The following is a 20,366-nucleotide window of genomic DNA, read 5'->3' as shown; positions in this document are numbered from 1 at the left end:
CACGCAGCGGTCCAACGACGGCGGGGTCGACGTCGAGGCCCTCGACCCCGACCCCATCAGCGGCGGGTCGATCCTCGTCCAGGTGAAGCGGTACCGGAACACCGTGCCCCCCACGGCCGTACGGGATCTGTTCGGCACCGTGCAGGGCGCGGGCGCCAACAAGGGCGTCCTCGTCACCACCTCCAAGTTCGGTCCCGGAGATGAGGGTGAGGGGCTTGCCGTTGGCGAAGGTGTAGGAGCCGGGCCCGAACTTGGAGGTGGTGACGAGGACGCCCTTGTTGGCGCCCGCGCCCTGCACGGTGCCGAACAGATCCCGTACGGCCGTGGGGGGCACGGTGTTCCGGTACCGCTTCACCTGGACGAGGATCGACCCGCCGCTGATGGGGTCGGGGTCGAGGGCCTCGACGTCGACCCCGCCGTCGTTGGACCGCTGCGTGGTGACGGCCTGGAGGCCCCGGGCCCGGAACAGCTGGGCGACCAGGCCCTCGAAGGCGACCGGGTCCATGGCCAGCAGATCGGGTTCGTCGCCGTCCCCCTGGACGACGACCTCGACCCCGACCTGTTCGGGGGTCGACAGGGGTACGACGGAGGCGCGTTCGTCGGGCTTGGTGGCGAGGCGCCCGTCGAGCGCGCCGGTCACGCACTCCACGGCCCCGACCAACTCCAGGTTGAGCCGCTCGAAGACGTCCCGCCCGACGGCGACCGAGGCGACGCAGACCCGCCCGGCGAGCCCGGTGGCGGGATCGACGCCGCCCACGTACCCGTTGAGGGTGACGGCGTCGAGGGCGCCGGAGCGGTCGGCGCGGAAGAGCTCGTGCAGGGCGAGGAGGACGCTCTGCGCCAGCACGTCCCGGTAGAGGCCGCGCCGCTGGCCGACGGGCCGCGGCACGTCCTTCTCCTGGTCGGTGCTCGGGAGGTACTTGACCCCCTTGGCCTCGGGAACGACCTCGTACCCGGGCAGGTCCCAGTCGAGCACGAGCCGGCGGCGGCCCCGCTCGTAGGCGGCGGACACCTCCCGGGGGAACCCCTCGGGCCAGGCGGTCGAGGCGAAGAGGACGGCGGAGAAGTACTCGACGACGGTCTCGGCGTCCCCGCCGCCGAGCGCGGCCTCGGTACCGGCGACCCCCCGGTTGTGCGCGCGGATCTCGGCGAGCCGCCCCGCCGCCCACTCGTCGTACGCGGCCCGGTAGGCGGCCAGCTGCTCGACACGCCGCGCCTCGGCGGCCTGGGCGGCGTACCAGTCCCGCTCGAACCGGGCACGCGCGTCCCGCTCGGCCTGGGCCCGCCCGGACGCGGTCCACGCGGACTCGGGCTGGTAGAACCGCTGGTCGGGCATGGGTACGGGGTCCCCGAGGGGACCGGGCGAGAAGGGCTCGACGTCCTCCGCCCTGCGCAGACCCGCCACGCTGAAGGCGGGGGCGCGGCACCCGGTGGCCAGCAGCCCTTCGAGCTCCCGCACGCGCGCGTCCAGCTCCTGGGTGCGGCGCAGGGCGTCGGCCTCCCGCCGCTGCCGGTAGGCGGCCTTCTGCTCCCGCTGCATCCGGGCGACGTCCCGCTCGTACGCCCGCTGCACCCGCTCGGCGTCCCGCTGCTGCCGCAGCACGGCCTGGTGCTGCCCCTCCCGCTGCCGCTGCGCCACCCGCTGCTGCTCGGCCCACGTGCCGATCAGCCCCCCGGAACGCCGAGCGGGTGCAGCGGGCGTACGAGCGGGACGTCGCCCGGATGCAGCGGGAGCAGAAGGCCGCCTACCGGCAGCGGCGGGAGGCCGACGCCCTGCGCCGCACCCAGGAGCTGGACGCGCGCGTGCGGGAGCTCGAAGGGCGGGCAGGGCCCTCGTCGTGGCTCTGGCCTTCGCCGCCCGGCTCGGCTGTCGGAGACGCGTGCGACGATCGCACGCGTGACGGCAACCGATGATCTCGTCGCCCGCGTGGCGGCGAAGGCCAGAGCCACGACGAGGGCCCTGCCCGCCCCGGCCCGCGCCGAGGAGGTGACCGCGGCGGAGGAGGCCCTCGGCTTCCCGCTCCCGCCCCTGCTCGCCGCCCTGTACCGCGAGGTGGCCAACGGCGGCTACGGCCCCGACTACCAGCTCCTCCCGCTGGTGGGCCCGGGGCGCACGGCGACGGGCGAGTACCGGTCGGAACGGTCGGCGTCGGCCGCGGGGAACACCCCGTACTGGCCGGCGGGCGTCCTGCCGATCCTGGACTGGGGCTGCGGGATGTACGCGGCGGTGGACTGCCTCGACGAGGCGGCCGCGGTCCTCCTCTTCGAACCGAACGCGATGACGGACGACGGGGCGGTGGCCTGGTTCGTGGACGCGGGGAGCCTGGCCGCGTGGCTGGAGACCTGGCTCGGCGGAACGGCCTGGTACAGCGAGGACGCGGACGAACACGAGGACGTCCCGGAACCGACCCCGTGGCCGTCGGCGGCGACCCGCATCGCGGGGTGACCGCCCGGGCGGGGCGGGGGCGATGTCAGTGGGGGCAGCGCACTCCTCGACGCCCCGGGGCGACGGCTACTCCGCGGTGAAGGCGTCCGCGACGGCCCACATGCCCGGGGCGACGGCATCGGCCTGCGCCTCGACGAACAGGTCGGCCTTCTCGGGCCGGTCGGCGTAACCGATCGCCGTGGCGCCCGCCGCGTGGGCCGCCTGGACGTCCGTGAGGGAGGCGCCGATCAGGGTGCAGCCCGTGACGTCGATGTGCATCTGCTCGGCGGCCGTGATGAGCGGGAAGGGGTTCGGCTTCATCAGGTGCAGCTGCTCCGAGGGGCGGCCGACGATCCTGGTGACGTGCTCCTCCAGCCCGTGCAGCCGTAGGAAGGCCTGGACGGACTCGGCGGAGTTGTCGCTCACCACGGCGACCGCGCGACCGGCGGAACGCGCCGCCTGAAGCGCCTCGGCCGCGCCCGGCGTCGGGGGCCCCGCGACGGCGACGGCCCGGACCTCGGCGGCCGTGAGCGCCTGCTCGACCCGCTGCCCGAGCGCGGTGTCGACGTCGTGGGCGATACGCAGGACCTCGACGGGGTCGTCCGTCCGGAGGGCCCGCGCAGCCGCCTCGCCGTCCTGGGCGGGGAGAAGGGCGGCGAGCTCGCGCGCGACCTCGGACGCGGGCAGCCCGGCGAACACGTCGCAGAGCGGCCCGTCGAAGTCGAGGAGGACGACACGGGCGTTCGCCAGGGTCTCGATGAGCGGGTCGGCGTGCGTCACGGTCGAAGTCCCTTCAGACGGTCTCCCCCACCTGCTGCCCAGATCCGAGCACAGGAAGCAGGAACAAAGGGAGGCCCACGCCACAACCTCCCACCCCTCCCACCGATGGGCTCAAGCAAACAGCTCAAGCCCCTCCCAGCCGCGTTCGCCGCCCTCCRCCCACGCGTCGAGCAGCTGCCGGGCCTCGGACTCGGGAGCGGCCGGCCAGACGGTCTGCGAGCCACTGTGGGTCGGCGTACCGGACTGCTCGGCCCAGGTCAGCCAGGTCGTCCCGTATACATAGCGGGGGCCGCCGCAGTCTGCGAACTCATTTCGCTCCGCCCGCCTGCCGACCGTCCCGGGCGACCGCCGCCGCCGATGTCACCCGTGAATGTCAAAGACCCCCGACCATGATCGGTCGGGGGTCTTCGACGTTCCTACCTGGAGCCCCCTGTCGGGTTCGAACCGACGACCCCCGCTTTACAAGAGAAGCTAACGCGAATGCGCGTCTCGGTGAGGGGCGATGAGCCTCAGTGAGGTTCGCTGCGGACCTCCCGAACCTCCGAGAGTGAGACTCATTCGGTTTCAATGAGGGGCCGTGAGGGGGTCTTGTGGATTCGATGTGGACTCACTCCCCCGAGACAGCCCGGAGCTGCCTGACCGGAGCCACTGGCGGCGCCATCACGGATAGCACCTGGGCCGCCACGTCCTCGGCCGAGTGCTGGTAGATCCATGTCACCTTCGACCCGCGGTCGTGGCCCATGATCGTCTGTGCGTCCTTCTCCGGCACTCCGAGATCCTTCAGACGAGTGGCGAAGACGTGCCGAAGGTCATGCACGTGCGGCCACCACTCCTCCCGCCCGGTCTCCGCGTTCTTCACCTTGCGGGCCAGGCCAGCGCCCTGGATCGCGTCGATCCACACCCGCCGAAAGTTGTGGCGCGTCAGCACCCCGCCCTTCGGGCCGCGGAACACCAGCTCCTCCGCATACAGTTCCGTGCCGTCCTCGATGGGCGATACCGTCTCTCGCGGGCGGTGCGTCGCCACCATGGCCTCGATCGCCTCGACGGCCGGCGGCGTCAGCGGCACCGTCCGGAATCCCGCGACGGACTTGGGTGCCGGCTTCCGGAAGAGCTTGCCGTCGTCGTCGCTGAGCACTTCCTTGACCTTGAGGTGCTTAGCTTCAAGGTCGACGTTTCCCAGCCGCAGGCCGGTGGCCTCACCCCAGCGAAGGCCGGTCTCTTCCAGGAAGACAAGGAGGGGATGGTAGTACTCGGGAGCGTTGTCCCGGATGGTCCAGCACTGCTCGCGGGTCGGCGGCCGGAGTTCGTCGGGGTGCTTCTTCGGCGGTGCCTCGATGTCGATCTCGGCCGCCGGGTTGAATGGGATCCGCTTCCCGTCCTTCACTGCCGCGCGAAGCATCGCGTTCAGCAGCTCGAGCACCTTCCTCTTGGTGTGGTAGCCCTTGACGCTGTTGGTCAGCCAGCTCTGAAGTTCCATGTGCTCGAGATCGCACAGCCGCCAGCCACCCCACTTCGGCTTCAGGTGCGTGGACCAGTTCGACAGCTTCCGGTTGGTCGTGGTCACAGCCCGCTTCGGCTGCGCCGGCCACCACAGATCCCACCAAGCGGAGAGGGTGATCTCCCCGCGCTTCGGGTCGTTGTACGTACGGCGCCGGACCTGGGTCCGGATGTCGTCGAGGAAGTCGTCCGCCTCACCCTTCTTGGCGAAGTTCTTCGCTTTCTGCTTTCCGGCAGGGTCCCGGTACCGGGCCTGCCAACTGCCGGTGCAGTCCCGACGGCGCTTACGCTCGCCGAACTCCTCCGGCGGGAATGCCTCCATGCACGGGGCGCATCCGCATGCCTTGCTGCGGATCTGCCGGGGGTTGTTCTGTGCTCTACGCGCCATGGTGGGTCACCTGGCCACTCCTCCGCTGGGACGGTACGCGGGGGAGTACGAGAATCGCCTCCCCACACCAGCAGACTGCACCGAATGCGGGTTGCTCAACGGCAAGTTCCTCAAGGACGGCACGAAGGGCGACGAGGGTGTCGGCCTGTGCGAGAGCGTCGGGGAGAGTGACCACGCCGGTGTCGGCGTTGTAGGGCTGGAAGGCGTCGAGCGGGTCGAAGGCTTCGTAGCGGACGCGGATGCACATGTTTCCCCCCAGGGGACGCACGACGGTGGACGTCAGCCGCGGGGGAGGTCGTGGCCGAGCTTCGACCGTACTCCGTCTTAGGTGAATATGCGACCACTCTGCGTTGCCTAACTGCCCGTCAGATGACGGGGAGTGGCGGAGTCCATTTGCGTTAGACCTGCGAAGGCGGCGCAGGGTTGTACGCGGTTTCAACTTCAGCGCTTGTTGGCCTCGTTGAGCGCGCTCATCTCGATCAACTTGCTCTTCTGCTGGTCTTCAGTGAGCCCACGGAAGAGGTCAAGAAGGCGCGCTTCGGCGTCCACATCCAGGGGGCCCGGGGCGGCACGCTCGGCCGCAGCAAAGATCCGATCTTCGCTGAACTTGGGGTACGCGCGGTGGAGAGCACGCAAGGCGTCGACCTTTGGCCGGCGCTTACCGTGGAACCAGCTGTTGACGGTGGCGGGTGCCTTGTCGATGGCGCGCGCGATGTCGGACTGAGAGACGTTGTACTCGTCCTCGATCCGCTTGATCAGCTGCGCCAGGTTTTCGGGCTCCACCGTGTTGTCCACAGGGGTCATCGTGCCTGTGGATCTTCTACTTTTGCAAGTAGAAGTTGAAGCATGGCGGGATCGCGCGACGGCGCGTAACCTCCCCGTCGCGCGCCGTCGCGCTTGGCATATGCGTAGAGAATAGAACGCGCATTCGACGCGCGCCACAGGAGCCCCGAACCTCATCGAAACTCACGACAACTCACCGGGACACACTTGACGCCGTTCAACTGCGCCGGTAGAAATGTGTCAACGGCGACGGAACAACCCGCCGCCGATCAACCAATGCAGCGCGAGGCGACATGACCAACCCGGTCCGCAAGGGCGAAGGCAAGCCACTCAGGGACGCGATGAAGCGGCTCCGCGTGACGCAGGCCGAGCTGGCCGCAAGGACCAAGGTGGCCGACCCCCGCGGAAAGGGAGTCAGCCTCGGGACCGTCGTCAAGGTGACGGGGCGAGGCAAGTACTCCTCGAACCAGTGCCGCCCCCGCACGGCGCGGCTCATAGCTGAAGCGCTAGGCGAACCGGTTGACGAGCACTTCGACATGCCTCCATCTTCAACTGCAACGGTAGAAAGGTCTAGCCCTGATGGCGACACAGACCCTCGCTGACCGCACCGAGATCCTCCGCCCCGCCGGGATCGCTCCCCTACTCACCACCGCGCAGCTGATGGCCCGGTACGGGGTCAGCAACTGGACGGTCAACGAGTGGGTGAAGAACGGCTGCCCCCTGGAGCCCACCGCGTTCCGGGGCCGGCGCTTCGACCTCGACAAGGTCCGCGACTGGATGGCCAAGCAGGCCCCCGCAAGCGCCGCCTGATCCCCACAAACGAAGCGGGGCCGGACGGACCAGGCCCGGTCCGTGCTCAGCCCCTCAACCCACTGAATGGAGTGGATCGTGTCTCTCACCCTACCCACCAACTTGCCCTCGGGGGACCGGCGTACGACCCGAGTCGCCTTGCCGCCGACGCTGGACCCGCTGCACGACCCGACCCGTGTACCTCTGCCGCCGCTGCCGCTGGACATTGCGGTGAGTCAGGCGCGGTGGGCGTTGGAGAAGTACGGGCCGACGAGTATCCATGACGCGGTGGCGATGGTGTCGGCGGCGGCGGTGCTGGACGGGATGCTGCGGGACGTGCTGGCGGCGCTGGACGCGGAGCGTGCCGCATGAGCGCCCCGATGGACGAGCAGCGGCTCGCCGAAATCCTCGCCCGGGCGGAGGAGGCGGCGCCCGGTCCGTGGGAGAGCGACGGCGCGGAGATCTACGGCACCCTGGCGGGCGTCCTGATGATCGACCTGTGGGTCGGCGAGACGCTCAACATCGACGACGTGCCGCAGGCGAACGCGAACGCCTCCTTCATTGCCGCCGCCCGGTCGGATGTGCCGGAGCTGGTCGCAGAAGTGCAGCGCTTGCAGGCTGAACGGCACTCGACGAACGAGGCCCTGTCCGACGCGGCCGTCCAGCTGCGGGTGCAGCGGGACCGGATCGCCGAGTTGGAGGCCGCCGCCGAGAAGGTCGCCGGGTTCTGCGCCGCTCGCGCTGAGTACGTCGACAACCTGCGGGGCTGCAGCCCGAGCAACAACCGCGACTACTACCGGTGGACCGGACACGCCGAGGCCCGCCGCCAGCTGTCGCAGCTCCTCGGCCTGCCTGTCGGCTGGCCCGCAGAAGACAACGCGACCTGCTCTTCGTGCGGCAACCCCAAGAAGAAGCTGCACCGGCGCCTGATCTGCCCCTCCTGCGCCGTCAGCAACTCGCAGCAGAGGGGTGAGGCGTCGTGACCGCCGACCACAGCAACCCGAAGATCCCGCGTCAGCGCCAGTCGGAGGACCCGCATGACGGGCCGCTGCACCACGACTACGTCCTCGGCCGTGACCTGCCGGCCATCCCCGCCCAGACCACCGGCCGCTGCCCCCAGGGCCACACGTTCGAAGACTGCACCTGCGGCGGTGCCGCGTGACCGGGCCCGAGCACTACCAGGAAGCCGAGCGCTGGCTTGCCCACGCGAAGGGCGCCTACCTCGACCCCACCAACTTCCCGGGCCCGCGCCAGGACTACGGCAGCGAGGAGGAGTGGTACTCGGCAATCCGTGCGAGCGCCGAGTCCCACGAGTTGATGCTGCGGGAGACGGCCGTGTTCGCCGCTCTCGGCCAGGCCCACGCCACCCTCGCGCTCGCCGCCGCCACGGCCGCCCAGCTCGCCGACCCCTACATCGGCGACGGCGACCACATCACCGACTGGCGCGCCACCACCAGCAACGTGCCCCACATCGCAGCGGAGATCACCGAATGAGTACCGACCTCGCCACCACAAGCGGCAGCCTCGCCATCCAACCCGACCAGACCATGTGGAGCCCCGAGCAGCGGGCCATCCTCCGGCAGTCCGGAATCGACGACGAGGTCACGAACGCCGAACTCGCCAGCTTCCTCCACCTCTGCCAGCGCACCCAGCTCGACCCCTTCTCCCGTCAGATCTACCTGATCGGCCGCTACGACCGACGCGCCGGGCGAAAGGTGTTCACCCCGCAGACCAGCATCGACGGCTACCGCGTCACCGCCCACCGGGCCGCCGCGAAAGCCGGTCACACGCTGGGCTACGAGGACACCCTGTGGTGCGACACGTCCGGCCGGTGGCAGGACGTATGGCTGGCCGACGAGCCGCCGGCGGCCACGAAGGTCACGGTGGTTCGGGACGGGCAGCGGTTCTCTGCGGTGGCCCGGTACTCGGAGTACGTGCAGACAAACCGGGACGGGGCGCCGCAGGGTCTGTGGGCGAAGATGCCCGCCGGGCAGACCGCGAAGTGCGCGGAAGCGCTCGCGCTCCGGAAGGCGTTCCCGCACGACCTGGCGGGGGTGTACACGGCGGAGGAGATGGCGCAGGCGGATCAGCCGGAGCGTCACCTGCGGTCGGTGCAGCAGGGCGAGCCGGACCCGTGGAGCACGGCCGCCGACGCCCAGCACTTCGTGGCGAAGGCTGAGGCCTGCACGACGGCGGACTGTGCGGTCGACGTGTACCGGCAGGCCCAGCAGGCCGGTGCCGACGATCTGGTCCTGACCGCTATCCGGCAGATCGGGCAGGAGCTTCGCGCCGCCGAGCGGGCCCCCGCGCCGGAGCCGGAGGTGGTGGAGGGCGTCGTCGTCGAGGACGTCCAGCTCCCCACCGACGAGCACGCCAAGGCCGTCGCCGCCCTCCGCGAGTTCGCCGCCGAGCACGGCATCACCGACACCGACCTCAACGCCCAGGCCTACACCGCCCTCGGCGCCCCCCTCGACGACGTCGCCCCCAAGGCCATCTGGGACCTCCTGTCCCAGCTCCAGGCCGCCTGAGAAGGAGCAACCCCATGGGCATCTCGCACTCCACCTACCTCGCCTACGGCTTCCAGATCCCGGACACCGACCCCGACGTCCTTGAGGAGACCGACCTCGGCACCGACGTCGGCTTCCTCCACGCAGGCGGCTGGGACACCGACATGACGTTCCTCGTCACCGCCTGCAAGCGGATCAACCTTGGCAACCACCGGAACGTCCCGCAGGCCGACGCCACACAGACCGAGGCATGGGACGCGGCGCTCACCGAAGCGGCGGCGCGCGTCGGCGTCCTCACCGGATTCACGCCCGGCTGGTTCGTCGTGCCCGACGTCAGCTGACCCACCACGCACAACGGGGCGCCCCGGCCGGAATCTGGGGCGCCCCACCCCACAAGGAGTAGCACATGTCCCTCAAGGACCAGGCCACCCGCGTGGCCATCCTCGACACCCTCGTCAAGGCCATGACCGACGAACTCAAGGCCGCCAAAACCGAGCTGGAGACCGGCCTCCGCGCCGCCAAGGCCGACACCGGCACCCAGACCATCGCCGTCGACCTGAACGGCGCCGACATCGGCAAAGCAACCCTCGTCCAGAACAAGCCGGCCGCCACCGTCACCGACGCCGACAAGCTCCTCGCCTGGGTCCGCACCGTCGCCCCCACCGAGATCACCACCCGGCTCGTCACCGAGATCCGGCCCGCGTGGCTCAGCCAGTTGAAGAAGCAGATCGACGCCGTCGGCACGCCGGAGTGGGCCGACCCGGAGACCGGCGTCATCCACGACGTCCCCGGCATCGAGCTGATCGGCCGCGCCGCCTACACCCGGCTCACCGTCCCGGCTGAGGGCAAGGCCGCGATCGCTGAGGCGTGGCGGAACCGGCAGCTCGACACGGTGTTCGCGCTGGAACTGCCGGCCGGTGAGAAGGAGGTGGCGTGATGCGACTCCCCATCGTGACCCGCCGGCACGCCGAGTTCACCAAGGGCCTCGTTCGCATCCAGCTCCAGTGGGAGAAGGACGACCACGACGAGACGCGCGACGTACTGACCGAGACGCAGCAGCGCCTGTCTGCCGTCCTGACCGAGCTGCGCCGAGAGCAGGCGAAGAGCGACCGGCTGAAGACGTACATGGCCCGCATGCACGGCGTCCGCTACGAGCAGCGGATCGCCCGGGCTCTGCGCGCCGTGGCCTCCGGACGCGTCCGGGAAGCCGCCTACCGCCGCACCATCACCCACCTCACCGACCAGCTCCTCGACGCGACCGGCTACCAGGGCGAACCCCTCCTCCCCGAAGCCCGCACCACCCTCGGCATCGACACCCCCAAGGAGGACCAGTGACCGCGCCCCTCGTCACCTTCGAGCCGCTCCCGGAACGGACCAGCAGCAACGGCAGGAGGAACACCGGCAAGCACGCTGCAATCGCCGACCTCCTGCGGAAGCGCCCGAACGAGTGGGCCCGTGTCCTCACCCCGCCCAAGGCCTCGTCGGCTCGCACCATGGCGTACTCCATCCGCACGGGAGGCATGCCCTGCTACGGACCTGCGGGTTCCTTCGAGGCCAAGTCACGGACCGTAAACGGCAAGACCTCTGTCTACGCCCGGTACGTCGGCGGTGACCGGTGACCACTTCCCCGTCTCCCGTGGCCGGGCTGACCACCCGCCCCGCCACGGGCACCAACTGGCAGGCCCTCGGGCTCTGTCGCGAGGCCGACCCGGACACTTTCTTCCCCGACCGCAGCACCGCCCCCGCCGACATCAAAGCCATCTGCATGGGCTGCCCGGTCCGCGCCGTCTGCCTGGACTACGCCCTGACCCACAACGAACGCTACGGCGTGTGGGGCGGCCTAGACGAGAACGAGCGGCGCAACCTCCGCCGGAGAAGGACTGCTCAAGCGCCGAAGAACGAGCCGAAACCGGCAACCGTGCGACCCGCCGCAAAGCGCCCTTCGTACGGAGGAGGGTTCCCTCCCGCACCGTGCGGAACCGAGGCGGCCCACCGGCGCCACAAGCGCCGCAAGGAAACTGTCGACGAAGCATGTGCCGCAGCCCATGCCGCCTACCTCGACGCCACGCGTGAGGCCCGCAAGACGTGGCGGCGGAACAGCAAGGCTCGCGTCAGGGCACGCCAGGGGCCCAGGGCCCTCTTCCCGTGCGGCACGGCGGCGGCGTACAGCCGGCACAAGCGCCGGGGCGAGAAAGCCTGTGACGCCTGCCGCGAGGCGGGTAACGCGGCCCGCAGGAAGTACACGCGCACTGAGCCGAATGTGCCCAGCCAGGAGGCCGTCGACGCCGCGCGTAAGTGGAACAACCCGGGTGAGTGGCACCCCCGTGGGTGGCGAGAGCCGCAGCTCACCGGCAAGCAGTGGGACGAAATCACCGCCCGCCTTCGGGCCGGGGCAACTGCCCAGGATCTGGCCCGCGAGTACCAGATCAGCGCCGCGTCCATTCGTAACCGCATCACCTCCTGACCCGCTGCCCGGGGCCGCCGCGCCCCGGGCCCGAACCACCCTCCCGCACTCCAGGAAGAAGCCGCACATGCCGTGGTTCAAGATCGACGACTCAGCGCACTCCCACCCCAAGTTCATGCGGGCCGGGAACGCTGCGCTCGGTCTGTGGCTGCGGTGTGGCTCCTACTCCGCCCAACACCTCCTCGAAGGGTTCGTGCCCAAGGACGTCGTGAAGCCCTTCAAGGGCACCCCGGCCCAGGTGCAGAAGCTGATCGACGCGGGCCTGTGGCACGACGCCGGACACGACTGCAAGCGGTGCCCGCAGCCCGCGGGCGGCTACATGATCCACGACTTCTTCGAGGGCGGCCGGAACACTACCCGAGCCCAGCACGAGGCGAACAAGAAGGGTGCGGCCGAGAGGGCAGCGAAGAGCCGCGAGAGCCGAAAGCGCACCGTTTCCGGTTCGGATCCGAACAACATTCAGGATGCAATCAGTTCCGAAAACAACACGGATCCGGTTCTGAATCAGACCGCTTTTTCAGGCTCCACCGCAGGTCAGGGGGACCTGTCACACCGCACGCCCGCTGACGGTGCTACGCCTGCCCAAGCCACTACCACGCCTAGCCAGGTACTTCCTTCGGAAGTACCTCCTCCCCCTACCCCCTCCGTGAGCCACAGCTCCGAGGTGGTACCGGCCAGCAGCGGACGAGGAGAAGTCGAACCCCTCATCCAGGCCATGGAGCACCGCGGCATGCGCGTCTCCTGGACGTTCAGCAGCGAGCAGTGGCTCCAACTCCGCGACGCCGTCCGCCGCGTCGGTGTCGCCGCTCTTGTCGACCACGCCGAACGCGCCTGGAAGGCAGCCAAGTCTCAGCCGTACAGCGCTCGCTACTTCCTTGCCGGATGGGCCGGCCTCCAGGCCACCACCTACACCGGCCCCCAGCCCGTCGCAGGGCCCCCGTCACAGGCCCAGTCCTACCTCGCCCAGATGTCCGCTCACGCCGAGCGACTCCGCCAGACAGGAGGTGCGTGATGTACCCCGCGCAGGTTCCCGAACTCATCGCCCGCATCGCCCTCGCCGACCCCCGCGTCCGCCGCGAGGACCCCGTCGAACAGACCGCACAGATCGACATGTGGGCCGGCATCCTCGCCGACGTCCCCTACGACTACGCAATGCAGGCCGCCCACGCCCACTACTCCAAGAGCACCTGGCCGATCCTCCCCGCAGACATCGCCAACCGGTGGATGACCGACGTCCGCGACCGCCTCGACCGCCACGCCTCGTTCGAGCCCAACCACCACCCCGAACTCGACCCCGACGCCGAGACCGGAGACGCGTTCGTCGCCGCCCTCAAGGCCGAACGCCATGCCGTCGCCACCGGCCAGCAGCCGCCCAACGAGGTCCGCGCCATCATGGCCGGCCCCGCCGACCCTGCCGTCCAGGCGCGCCTGGACGCCGAGGGCACGTACATGCCGCCGTCGGTGAAGGAGACGCTGGCCGCTCTCCGGCCCGAGGCCGTCGAGCGTGAACGCCTGATCCGGTCCGGGCTCGCCGACCCCCGGTCCGTGACCTGCCCGTGGGACGCCTGCCGCGCGCCGCAGGGCCAGCGCTGCCGCACGAACGGGCGCGACCGCCGCGAGTACCACCCCGCCCGCATCAGCGCCGCCACAGCAGCCCTCCAGGACGTCGCGTGACGCCGGCCGGGCGCCTGGCCGCCATCGCCGCTCTCGTCCGCGACGGGCACTCCGACGCCTCGATCGCCATCCGGGTCGGCTGCGACCGCAGCACCGTCAGCAGGGTCCGCCGAGGACTCCGCAAGGCGGCCACCCCGCGGGTCGACGAGTACCGGCCCGAACGGATGCCCACCTCGCCCGCACAGCAAGCCGCCAACCGGGCCCGGCTCCTCGACGCCCTCCGCGCCGCCTGACCCGTCCCGCCACCACACACCCTGGAGACACCGTGCTCGACCTCCCCGAGCGGCAGCCGAACGGCCTGACCGTCCTCGACCTGTACTGCCACCGCGGCGGCATGGCCATGGGCTACTACCTCGCCGGCTACGACGTCGTCGGCGTCGACATCGACCCCACCGTCGAGCGGGACTACCCGTTCCCGTTCGTCCACGGCGACGCGATCGACTACCTCCTCGCCCACGGCCACGAGTACGACCTGATCCACGGCTCCCCGCCATGCCAGGCGTACACGCCGCTGAACGCCTACAACCACAAGACGTATCCCGACCTGATCGCCCCCACCCGCGACGCGATGATCACCGTCGGCCGGCCCTACGTCATCGAGAACGTCGAGGCCGCCCGGTCGGAGATGCGCGACCCGATCATGCTGTGCGGCCCCATGTTCGACCTCCGCATGTACCGCCACCGGCTCTTCGAGACGTCGTTTCCGCTCACCGCCCCGGCCCACCCCGAGCACACAGCGATCTGCACCCGTAACGGCTATCTCCCCACCCCCGAGCGCCCGTTCATGACGATCACCGGCGGCCGGCACTCCCGCGCCTGGCAGAACGCCGCCGCCGACGCCATGGGCATGCCCTGGCTGAAGGTCCCGCCCGGCGGCGACATCCCCGCCGGCATCCGCGGCGTCTGCGAGGCCATCCCGCCGGCCTACGCGCGGTGGATCGGGGAGCAGGCCGAGGCCGCCATCCGCCACCTGTACGCCCGCGCCATCGCCTGACCCGTCCCGCCACCACACACCCAGAAGGACACGCCATGACCGACCTTTACGCCTACCTCGCCGAGCGAACCGACGAGCCGGACCCCGACCGCCGGGCCCTCAGCGGCGGATGGATCCCGAGCCGCCCTGCCGCATCCGTCGAGGCCCTCGCCATCGACGTGGCCCAGACCGTCCGCCTGACCCGCAACTACTTTGGCCCGCTGCGCGTGTCCCTATGGCCCCAGCAGGACGACGAGCCGCACCCGATCAGCCGCTTCGAGCCGGCGCCCGCCCACGCCGAGGCCTACGAGTACGGGGCCGTACCCAACCACCGTCCGCCCGCCTGACCTACGCCGCAGGCCGCCCTGCTCGCGGACATCGAGCAGGGCAGCCGACCCGACACTACCCACGACAGGAGCACACCGTGCCGATCCGCATCCACCGCCCCGCCGTCCGAGGCTGGCGCCCGCCCGAGAACACCGTCTACGTCGGCCGAGGCAGCGAATGGCAGACGCCGTATCGCTGGCGCACCCGGGAGGCTCTGGCCCGCGTTCCCGCCCTTGACGGCAGCGACTGGGAGTACGAGACCCGCATCAGCGCCGACGGCATGCACCACGCCTACAAGCACCCCGACGGCCGCGTCACCGGCCACAAGATCCGCTACATGACCCGCCGCGAGTGCGTCGACCTGTACCGGCAGGCCCTCACCGCGCCCACCAAGGACGTCTGCCTGTGGTGGCCCCGCCGCATCACCGTCGACATCGTCCGCGCCGAACTCGCCGGACGGGACCTCGCCTGCCGTTGCGCCCTCGGCCAGCTGTGCCACGCCGACGTGCTGCTCGACATCGCTAACGCCCCCGCCTGACCCCAGCCGCTGCCGGGTCGTCCCCGTGGCGGCCCGGCCCCAACACCAGGAGCAGCACCATGACCTTCGACTACCGCGACACCGACGGCGACACCTTCGTTGTCAGCAACAGCAAGACCGACGCAGGACAGCCCGTCGTCTGGATGGCCACCAGTCCGGACGGGGTCAACATCGACCCGGCCGACGTGGAGGAGGTGATCGCCGGGATCCGGGACGCCGCCCGTCAGGCCAGCGGACAACAGCCGGACACGGACGCCCCCGTTGCACGTTCTGCAAGCGGGGTTGACACGCAGCCGGCCGTCGAAGCCCACCCGCCGCGCGTGCAGTGGGTCATCGAGTGGTACCGCGAGGCCAAGGGCGAGTGGCTCGAAGACCAGCCCGCCTACAACCACCACGAGGACGCCGTCGACGAGATCGCGCGCGCCCGGCGCCACGAGCCCCGCCCGACAGCGCCGCCTCGTGCGGGAGACGACCACATGGACCGTCGAGGAGGACGAGACCCGATGACCCAGCCGACCGCCCCCGCCACCGAAGCCGAACTCTGGATGGCGCTGCACGACGCCATGGACGGCAACCTCAGCATGAGCCGGCGCCGCAAGCTCATCGACAGCTACAAGGCCGCCGTCCTCCGCGGAGCCGCCGACGCTCAGGAAGCCGGCATGGACCAGTTCTTCACCGAATGGCCCGACGAGCCCCGGAACTCGCCTTACGCCAACGGCCGGAAGGACGCGATCACCGAACTCCGCCGCATGGCCGACGAGGAGACCAACCGATGACCCAGCCCGAGCCGGCCAGCCGGCACACCGTCGACGAGGAACTCCAGCACCTGCGCATCGCTGCCGCCGGAGCCGACCTCGCCCTCGACGCCGCCTGCCGCAAAACCGATGAACAGCGGACACGCGCCGAGCGGGCCGAGGCCAAGCTCGACGCCGTCCGCGCCGAGTGCGATGCCCTCGAAGCCGAGCTCTACCCCGTCGCCGACGACGGCATGGCCATCGCCGTCCGCCGCATCCGCGCCGTCCTCGACCCGGCTGCCGACTAACCCCACAACCCCCGACAAACCCCAAAAAGCCCCCGCCAACACCCTGGCGGGGGCCTCCGTGCTACTCAGCTATCGGCAGTGCGGCCGTTGACGTTCGCGGTCGGCCAGGCGGTCAGCCTCGTCCAGCAAGGTTCGTGCCGCCTCGTGCTTTCCCTCGGCGGCATACACTTCTGCGCGCTCGCGCAGGATATCCGCCACCTCATGCAGGGCCGTGCTCGCCGCATAGGTGGCCGCGATGTCGTAGCGCTTCTCGCCCACCCAGCCGATCAACGGCGCGGAAACAAGGGACTCCCGTACCTGCTCGGTCACGTCATAGAGAACCGTCGGATCGCTCACGAACTCTCCTCAGTCGGTTTCGGTCGGTCAGTTCGATGCCCCTGCCGGGACTTCCGATTGCGGAAGTACGGCTCGATGACCCGCCAATCGAAGAGACGCATCCGGCCCACCTTTAGCGCCTTGTCGATCGGCACCGGCCATGCCGGATCCTCCTCGGCAAGCTGACGACACCGTTGCGCGCTGACTCGCTTTAGGCCGGCGGCTTCCAGGCGCGCGGGCATGTCCGCGAACGAGATCAAGTCCGGTCCTCCCGTCTCTGCGACTTCCTCCTGCGGGGAGTCGGGCATGACCCCATCCTCTCAACTTCCTTGTATCAAAACAAGGAAGTAGCTACTCTTGATACGGCACTACAGAACGGCCCCGGTCGGTGGTCAGACCGGCCGGGGCCAGCTATCCCACCTGCCTACCAGGAGGAACAGCCATGCCCGAGCGTACCCAGCTCACCCAGCAGGACGAAGCCCTGCGGCAGACCCGCCTCGACGACACCGTCCGCGACGGCCTCCGCCTCATCGCCGACAGCCTCGCCCACACCCACCCCGACCGGCTCATGACCACCACCGACCGGCAGACCGAAGCACTCATCACCGCCAACGCCACCCACCCCCGCAACACCGACGCAGCCGTCGAACTCGAACGCCAGCTCCTCCGCCGCATGCCGTTCGTCGACGGCCACGTCGTCACCCGCGGCGAGTACGCCCTCTGGCTCCACAAGACCTCCTGGGGCGCCTGATGGACACCCCCGTGTACGAGCCCGCGCCCGAGCCGGACCGCACCCCGCGCTACCGCCCGGCCACCGAGCCGCCCACCACCGCGGCCGACTGCCTCGCCGACTACGCCACGCCGAAGGCCGAACGCATCCGCGACACCATCGACAAGCAGGACGCCCGATGAACCTTCGCCTCCCCAGCGCGCCCCCGATCCTGTACGGCGCCTACGCCCTCGCCGGCCTCTCCCTCGTCTGGTCCGGCTACGCCATCACCGACCTCATGCACTCCGGGCGGTTCGGCCTCTCCGTCGCCCTCGCCGGAGACATCGGCTGGCTCACCATCATGTGGGCCGAGCACAAGCGCCGCGGCGGTATCCCCGTCATCGCTGCCGGTTGGGTCATCGCCGTCGGTGTCGGTTTCCTTCTCGTCCTCCACGGCGTTGAGGAGCAGTCTGTCCCGCAGGCGATTGCAGGGCCGTTCGTCGTCCTCGTCGCCAAGGGCGTTGCCACGGTCGCCCTGCTCGTCACCCGCGACCCGGCCGCGCTCACCCACGAGCAGGAGGACGAGATCCACTCCGTCATGCGCGACAGCGAGTACGAGGCGCGCCTCCACGCCGCCCGGCTCTCCCGCCTGGACCAGGCCGCCGAGGCGGAGATCGCCCAGATCCAGGCCGAGGCCCGGATCCGACTTGCCCGCGACGATGCCGACTTCCAGATCGGCCTCGCCCGCCTGGAGAAGCGAGCAGCGATCGAACGGAACAGCCCGCTCGCGATCGCCCCGATCACGGCCGAAGTTGTTCGCGAGCAGGACCGCGAACCGTACCGAACAACCGAACCGTCCGAAGCTTCCGGGCACCCCGAACCTTCGCTGAACAGCGCGAACACTGATCGCGAGCAGAAGAGCATCGCCGATCTCGCACGCGATCACGTCGCGATCCACCCCACCAACCCACCCGCCATCAACGCGATCTGCTCGCTCCGACCCGACGCCGATCGCCCGTCCGTCGGCGCCGCTGTTCGCCGTGCTCGCCGCGAACTCGACGGAGGTCTCTACCGATGATCTGGGCCACTCTCGGCGGCGTCACCATCGGCCTCGCCCTCCTCATCCGGCACCTCATCCAGTGGTGGCCCGGACTCAAGCCCCTCCAGTCCGCGCCCCTCCGATACGCCGGCGCCCTCCTGCCGTTCCTTGCCGCCTGGTGCTACGGCGCCCTCGCGATCCTCACCGTCGGCGGCCTGATCGGCTGGTTCGCCGACACCGCACTCTGGATCACCAACTGGCTCGGCGACGTAGCGCTCGTCTGGGGCGTCGGCGGTCAGGCCGGAGTCGCGTCCCGGGGCACCGCGTACTTGCCGCTCACCCAGACCGGCGGCGCGATCGTCCTCCTCATGACCGTTGCCCTCGTGGTGGCGTCCAAGAAGTCGGCCCGCGGCGGAGACCTGAAGTCGGGCGCCTGGTGCGGGTTCTGCCTTGGCAGCAGCGCAGGCATTGCCGGGTTCGCCGCAGTGCCGCTGGCGCAGGCCGCGAACACGATCGGCGCGACCGTGTACGGGGCCATCGCGTGACCGCCGACGAGACGCCCGCGGAGGAGCCCGAGCAGCCCTCCCGCGCGGCCGGCGGATGCGTCCTTGTGGGCGCTGTCGGGGTGCCGTTGGCGGTCGTGTTCGCCGTCTCTCCGGAGGCCGGAACGCTGACCGTGTGGGGGGTCGGGGCGGCTGCCCTGTGGTGGGCGGTGCGACGTGTGCCCCGTACAGCTAACCCCGCTCCCCCACCGCCCTCAGAAGGGGCTACCGAAGAGAAACGCCTGTTCAGCGTCGTGGACGATCCCGACAATCCCAACCGCTCTCGCGTCGTGTGGCACGCCCAGAAGGGGTCCTGAGATGGCGCTCAAGCAGCCCACCCCCGCACCCGACGACCCTCGGCTGAGGGGTCACGAAACCGTGTACAGCAGCAGCCGAGGCGGCTGGGTCAAACCCGCCGACAAGCCTGTGCCCGGCACGCCGAAGCAGGGATGATGGGCCGCATGGACGATTATGAGCGACGGGCAGCTATCCATCGACTTGCAGCCAGCAGGCACAAGCTCATTGCTGCTGTACACGAGGCGAGCGCCGCCTTCGTGGGGCTCGCCAAGGCCATGCGCGAAGCCCACGCCCACATCGATGCCAGCGCAGCACGTGAGGTTGCCACGCACCCCGACCTGGCCGAACTCAACGTCCAGCTCGACGGGTACTACGGGAAGACCACCGATGGATGACCTGATCGCGTTCCTCCGCGCCCGCCTCGACGACGCTGCCGCTGAGTCGCAGCAGTGGCACCAACTGGAGTGTGAGGTTCACGTACACCTCACAGGTGCGGCTCCATCCGTGCTGGCGGCCACCAGCTTCCTTCAGGATGTACCCGGCGCTGTGTGCGACTGTGGTGGCCCCGCGCGGGTGCTGGCCGAGGTCGACGCCAAGAGACGCCGCCTGGAGCTCCTCGCGGACGCCATCCATCGTGGCCACGACGACTACGACATCGCCACCGAGCTGCTCCCCCTCGAAGCCCTGCCGTACGCCGACCACCCCGACTACCAGGACACGTGGCGGCCGTAGCACCCAACTGTCAGTGGCCGCCCGTACCGTAGGACCATCACACCGAGACCGATTGCGCGCTGGCTGCCGCAGCTACTCGGACCCGAAGCCCGGCCGACTTCATCCCGGCCGGGCTTCCCCGTTCCCCCACACTTACGGCACGATGCCCCCACACACACCAAGGGGGCACATGAACTACTACGTCGAGAAGCGCGGCGCCAACCACGGCCTGCACATCATCCTCACCATCCTCACCTGCGGCCTATGGGCCATCACCGGCTGGCCCATCGCCGCCATCATGGGACGCAAGCGGACGATCACCGGGCCGAACAACTACCAGTTCCCCTACCAGCACCCGCAGCCCCCACCCCAGCAGCCGCCCTGGTGCTCGGTGGGAGCCGGGGGCCGGGTGCCGTAGGACTCGGCGGCCACGGCGTCGAGGACTCGGGGGTCGCCGCCGCCGGCGTGGTTGGCGCGCCCGTTGCCGACGAGGTGAACGGTGCCGTCTCGACGGATGACGCCGTGGCACAGCGGGCCGGGGAGGTCGCCGGTGCCGTTGAAGCACA

At 70.2% G+C, this 20,366-nt stretch carries 32 protein-coding genes and 3 pseudogenes; 28 read left to right on the top strand and 7 right to left on the bottom strand.

The window, feature by feature from the left end; genetic code table 11:
• Window positions 1-55 precede the first annotated feature (55 nt).
• Window positions 56-136: pseudogene (locus EAO70_RS40215) on the top strand (restriction endonuclease); the annotation flags it as partial.
• A gap of 48 nt (window positions 137-184) precedes the next feature.
• On the opposite strand, the pseudogene EAO70_RS04950 reads toward EAO70_RS40215, so the two are convergent.
• Window positions 185-1,639, bottom strand: a pseudogene (locus EAO70_RS04950) (restriction endonuclease); the annotation flags it as partial.
• A gap of 258 nt (window positions 1,640-1,897) precedes the next feature.
• Here EAO70_RS04950 and EAO70_RS04945 point away from each other — a divergent pair.
• The gene (locus tag EAO70_RS04945; protein ID WP_148001790.1) at window positions 1,898-2,446 is read left to right on the top strand and encodes an SMI1/KNR4 family protein; all 549 of its coding nucleotides are present in this window, start codon (window positions 1,898-1,900) and stop codon (window positions 2,444-2,446) included.
• Between the two features lie 66 nt (window positions 2,447-2,512).
• Here the strand turns inward: EAO70_RS04945 and EAO70_RS04940 are convergent, their stop codons facing one another.
• From EAO70_RS04940 to EAO70_RS04930, 3 genes are all read right to left on the bottom strand, one after another.
• A complete protein-coding gene (locus EAO70_RS04940) occupies window positions 2,513-3,205 on the bottom strand; it encodes an HAD family hydrolase (protein WP_148001786.1) in 693 nt (230 codons plus the stop codon).
• A gap of 607 nt (window positions 3,206-3,812) precedes the next feature.
• Window positions 3,813-5,024: a tyrosine-type recombinase/integrase gene (locus EAO70_RS04935; protein ID WP_148001785.1), complete on the bottom strand. Its 1,212-nt coding sequence runs from the start codon at window positions 5,022-5,024 to the stop codon at window positions 3,813-3,815.
• Between the two features lie 507 nt (window positions 5,025-5,531).
• Complete coding sequence (locus tag EAO70_RS04930) at window positions 5,532-5,885, bottom strand: helix-turn-helix domain-containing protein (RefSeq protein WP_222723437.1); 354 nt, start codon at window positions 5,883-5,885, stop codon at window positions 5,532-5,534.
• Window positions 5,886-6,452: 567 nt separating this feature from the next.
• On the opposite strand from EAO70_RS04930, the gene EAO70_RS04920 reads away from it, so the two are divergent.
• The 19 genes from EAO70_RS04920 to EAO70_RS04845 all read left to right on the top strand — a co-directional run bounded on the left by EAO70_RS04920 (window position 6,453) and on the right by EAO70_RS04845 (window position 16,187).
• Window positions 6,453-6,683, top strand: a complete 231-nt coding sequence (locus tag EAO70_RS04920; protein WP_148001782.1) for a terminase small subunit — start codon at window positions 6,453-6,455, stop codon at window positions 6,681-6,683.
• A gap of 78 nt (window positions 6,684-6,761) precedes the next feature.
• The gene (locus EAO70_RS04915) at window positions 6,762-7,034 is read left to right on the top strand and encodes a hypothetical protein (RefSeq protein WP_148001781.1); all 273 of its coding nucleotides are present in this window, start codon (window positions 6,762-6,764) and stop codon (window positions 7,032-7,034) included.
• An 8-nt stretch (window positions 7,035-7,042) separates the two neighbouring features.
• The gene (locus tag EAO70_RS04910; protein ID WP_187283732.1) at window positions 7,043-7,645 is read left to right on the top strand and encodes a hypothetical protein; all 603 of its coding nucleotides are present in this window, start codon (window positions 7,043-7,045) and stop codon (window positions 7,643-7,645) included.
• Window positions 7,642-7,824, top strand: a complete 183-nt coding sequence (locus tag EAO70_RS37625) for a hypothetical protein (RefSeq protein ID WP_187283731.1) — start codon at window positions 7,642-7,644, stop codon at window positions 7,822-7,824. Before EAO70_RS04910 ends, EAO70_RS37625 begins: the two co-directional genes overlap by 4 nt.
• Complete coding sequence (locus tag EAO70_RS37620) at window positions 7,821-8,156, top strand: hypothetical protein (RefSeq protein ID WP_187283730.1); 336 nt, start codon at window positions 7,821-7,823, stop codon at window positions 8,154-8,156. Before EAO70_RS37625 ends, EAO70_RS37620 begins: the two co-directional genes overlap by 4 nt.
• Entirely contained in the window at window positions 8,153-9,190 is a 1,038-nt protein-coding gene (bet, locus tag EAO70_RS04905) for a phage recombination protein Bet (protein ID WP_187283729.1), read from the top strand. Before EAO70_RS37620 ends, bet begins: the two co-directional genes overlap by 4 nt.
• A 14-nt stretch (window positions 9,191-9,204) precedes the next feature.
• Window positions 9,205-9,510, top strand: a complete 306-nt coding sequence (locus tag EAO70_RS04900) for a hypothetical protein (RefSeq protein WP_148001778.1) — start codon at window positions 9,205-9,207, stop codon at window positions 9,508-9,510.
• A 65-nt stretch (window positions 9,511-9,575) separates the two neighbouring features.
• Complete coding sequence (locus EAO70_RS04895; protein WP_148001777.1) at window positions 9,576-10,106, top strand: hypothetical protein; 531 nt, start codon at window positions 9,576-9,578, stop codon at window positions 10,104-10,106.
• Window positions 10,106-10,504, top strand: a complete 399-nt coding sequence (locus EAO70_RS04890; protein ID WP_187283728.1) for a hypothetical protein — start codon at window positions 10,106-10,108, stop codon at window positions 10,502-10,504. The genes EAO70_RS04895 and EAO70_RS04890 overlap by 1 nt, the downstream gene beginning before the upstream one ends.
• Window positions 10,501-10,788 carry a hypothetical protein gene (locus tag EAO70_RS04885; protein WP_148001775.1) on the top strand — a complete coding sequence of 96 codons (288 nt, stop codon included), beginning with the start codon at window positions 10,501-10,503 and terminating at the stop codon, window positions 10,786-10,788. Before EAO70_RS04890 ends, EAO70_RS04885 begins: the two co-directional genes overlap by 4 nt.
• Window positions 10,789-10,805: 17 nt before the next feature.
• Window positions 10,806-11,633: a WhiB family transcriptional regulator gene (locus tag EAO70_RS39965; protein ID WP_315986209.1), complete on the top strand. Its 828-nt coding sequence runs from the start codon at window positions 10,806-10,808 to the stop codon at window positions 11,631-11,633.
• 67 nt (window positions 11,634-11,700) lie between these two features.
• Window positions 11,701-12,645 carry a hypothetical protein gene (locus tag EAO70_RS04875; protein WP_148001773.1) on the top strand — a complete coding sequence of 315 codons (945 nt, stop codon included), beginning with the start codon at window positions 11,701-11,703 and terminating at the stop codon, window positions 12,643-12,645.
• Window positions 12,645-13,307, top strand: coding sequence for a hypothetical protein (locus EAO70_RS04870; RefSeq protein ID WP_148001772.1), 663 nt, complete (start codon window positions 12,645-12,647; stop codon window positions 13,305-13,307). The genes EAO70_RS04875 and EAO70_RS04870 overlap by 1 nt, the downstream gene beginning before the upstream one ends.
• Entirely contained in the window at window positions 13,304-13,540 is a 237-nt protein-coding gene (locus EAO70_RS04865; RefSeq protein ID WP_261992669.1) for a helix-turn-helix domain-containing protein, read from the top strand. Before EAO70_RS04870 ends, EAO70_RS04865 begins: the two co-directional genes overlap by 4 nt.
• 32 nt (window positions 13,541-13,572) lie before the next feature.
• Window positions 13,573-14,301 (top strand): DNA cytosine methyltransferase, encoded by a 729-nt coding sequence (locus EAO70_RS04860; RefSeq protein WP_187283727.1) that lies wholly within the window; start codon window positions 13,573-13,575, stop codon window positions 14,299-14,301.
• A 35-nt stretch (window positions 14,302-14,336) separates the two neighbouring features.
• A complete protein-coding gene (locus tag EAO70_RS37615; RefSeq protein ID WP_187283726.1) occupies window positions 14,337-14,627 on the top strand; it encodes a hypothetical protein in 291 nt (96 codons plus the stop codon).
• A 77-nt stretch (window positions 14,628-14,704) separates the two neighbouring features.
• A complete protein-coding gene (locus EAO70_RS04855; protein ID WP_222723436.1) occupies window positions 14,705-15,145 on the top strand; it encodes a DUF4326 domain-containing protein in 441 nt (146 codons plus the stop codon).
• 59 nt (window positions 15,146-15,204) lie between these two features.
• Entirely contained in the window at window positions 15,205-15,921 is a 717-nt protein-coding gene (locus tag EAO70_RS04850) for a hypothetical protein (RefSeq protein WP_148001770.1), read from the top strand.
• Window positions 15,918-16,187, top strand: coding sequence for a hypothetical protein (locus tag EAO70_RS04845; RefSeq protein WP_148001769.1), 270 nt, complete (start codon window positions 15,918-15,920; stop codon window positions 16,185-16,187). Before EAO70_RS04850 ends, EAO70_RS04845 begins: the two co-directional genes overlap by 4 nt.
• A gap of 69 nt (window positions 16,188-16,256) precedes the next feature.
• On the opposite strand, the gene EAO70_RS04840 is transcribed toward EAO70_RS04845, so the two are convergent.
• Window positions 16,257-16,523 (bottom strand): hypothetical protein, encoded by a 267-nt coding sequence (locus EAO70_RS04840; protein ID WP_148001768.1) that lies wholly within the window; start codon window positions 16,521-16,523, stop codon window positions 16,257-16,259.
• Window positions 16,520-16,810 carry a hypothetical protein gene (locus tag EAO70_RS04835; protein WP_261992668.1) on the bottom strand — a complete coding sequence of 97 codons (291 nt, stop codon included), beginning with the start codon at window positions 16,808-16,810 and terminating at the stop codon, window positions 16,520-16,522. Before EAO70_RS04835 ends, EAO70_RS04840 begins: the two co-directional genes overlap by 4 nt.
• Window positions 16,811-16,944: 134 nt before the next feature.
• Between EAO70_RS04835 and EAO70_RS04830 the strand changes: the two genes are divergently transcribed.
• The 7 genes from EAO70_RS04830 to EAO70_RS04805 all read left to right on the top strand — a co-directional run bounded on the left by EAO70_RS04830 (window position 16,945) and on the right by EAO70_RS04805 (window position 20,218).
• The gene (locus EAO70_RS04830) at window positions 16,945-17,253 is read left to right on the top strand and encodes a hypothetical protein (RefSeq protein WP_148001767.1); all 309 of its coding nucleotides are present in this window, start codon (window positions 16,945-16,947) and stop codon (window positions 17,251-17,253) included.
• Window positions 17,253-17,414 (top strand): hypothetical protein, encoded by a 162-nt coding sequence (locus tag EAO70_RS37610; RefSeq protein ID WP_187283724.1) that lies wholly within the window; start codon window positions 17,253-17,255, stop codon window positions 17,412-17,414. The genes EAO70_RS04830 and EAO70_RS37610 overlap by 1 nt, the downstream gene beginning before the upstream one ends.
• Window positions 17,411-18,289: a hypothetical protein gene (locus EAO70_RS04825; protein ID WP_148001766.1), complete on the top strand. Its 879-nt coding sequence runs from the start codon at window positions 17,411-17,413 to the stop codon at window positions 18,287-18,289. Before EAO70_RS37610 ends, EAO70_RS04825 begins: the two co-directional genes overlap by 4 nt.
• Window positions 18,286-18,795 carry a hypothetical protein gene (locus EAO70_RS04820; RefSeq protein WP_148001765.1) on the top strand — a complete coding sequence of 170 codons (510 nt, stop codon included), beginning with the start codon at window positions 18,286-18,288 and terminating at the stop codon, window positions 18,793-18,795. Before EAO70_RS04825 ends, EAO70_RS04820 begins: the two co-directional genes overlap by 4 nt.
• A 458-nt stretch (window positions 18,796-19,253) precedes the next feature.
• A complete protein-coding gene (locus EAO70_RS04815; RefSeq protein WP_148001764.1) occupies window positions 19,254-19,484 on the top strand; it encodes a hypothetical protein in 231 nt (76 codons plus the stop codon).
• Entirely contained in the window at window positions 19,390-19,821 is a 432-nt protein-coding gene (locus tag EAO70_RS38450; RefSeq protein ID WP_315986208.1) for a DUF6221 family protein, read from the top strand. Before EAO70_RS04815 ends, EAO70_RS38450 begins: the two co-directional genes overlap by 95 nt.
• Window positions 19,822-19,990: 169 nt before the next feature.
• On the top strand, window positions 19,991-20,218 hold the full coding sequence (locus EAO70_RS04805) for a hypothetical protein (protein WP_148001762.1): 228 nt from the start codon (window positions 19,991-19,993) through the stop codon (window positions 20,216-20,218).
• Here EAO70_RS04805 and EAO70_RS38880 read toward each other — a convergent pair.
• Window positions 20,179-20,366 (bottom strand): annotated as a pseudogene (locus EAO70_RS38880) (N-acetylmuramoyl-L-alanine amidase); the annotation flags it as partial. The gene EAO70_RS04805 and the pseudogene EAO70_RS38880 sit on opposite strands and share 40 nt — an antisense overlap.

Source organism: Streptomyces sp. adm13(2018), from assembly GCF_008042145.1.
Lineage (GTDB): Bacteria > Actinomycetota > Actinomycetes > Streptomycetales > Streptomycetaceae > Streptomyces.
Note: the sequence above shows the minus strand (reverse complement) of the source record. Positions and strands in the feature narration are given on the sequence as shown.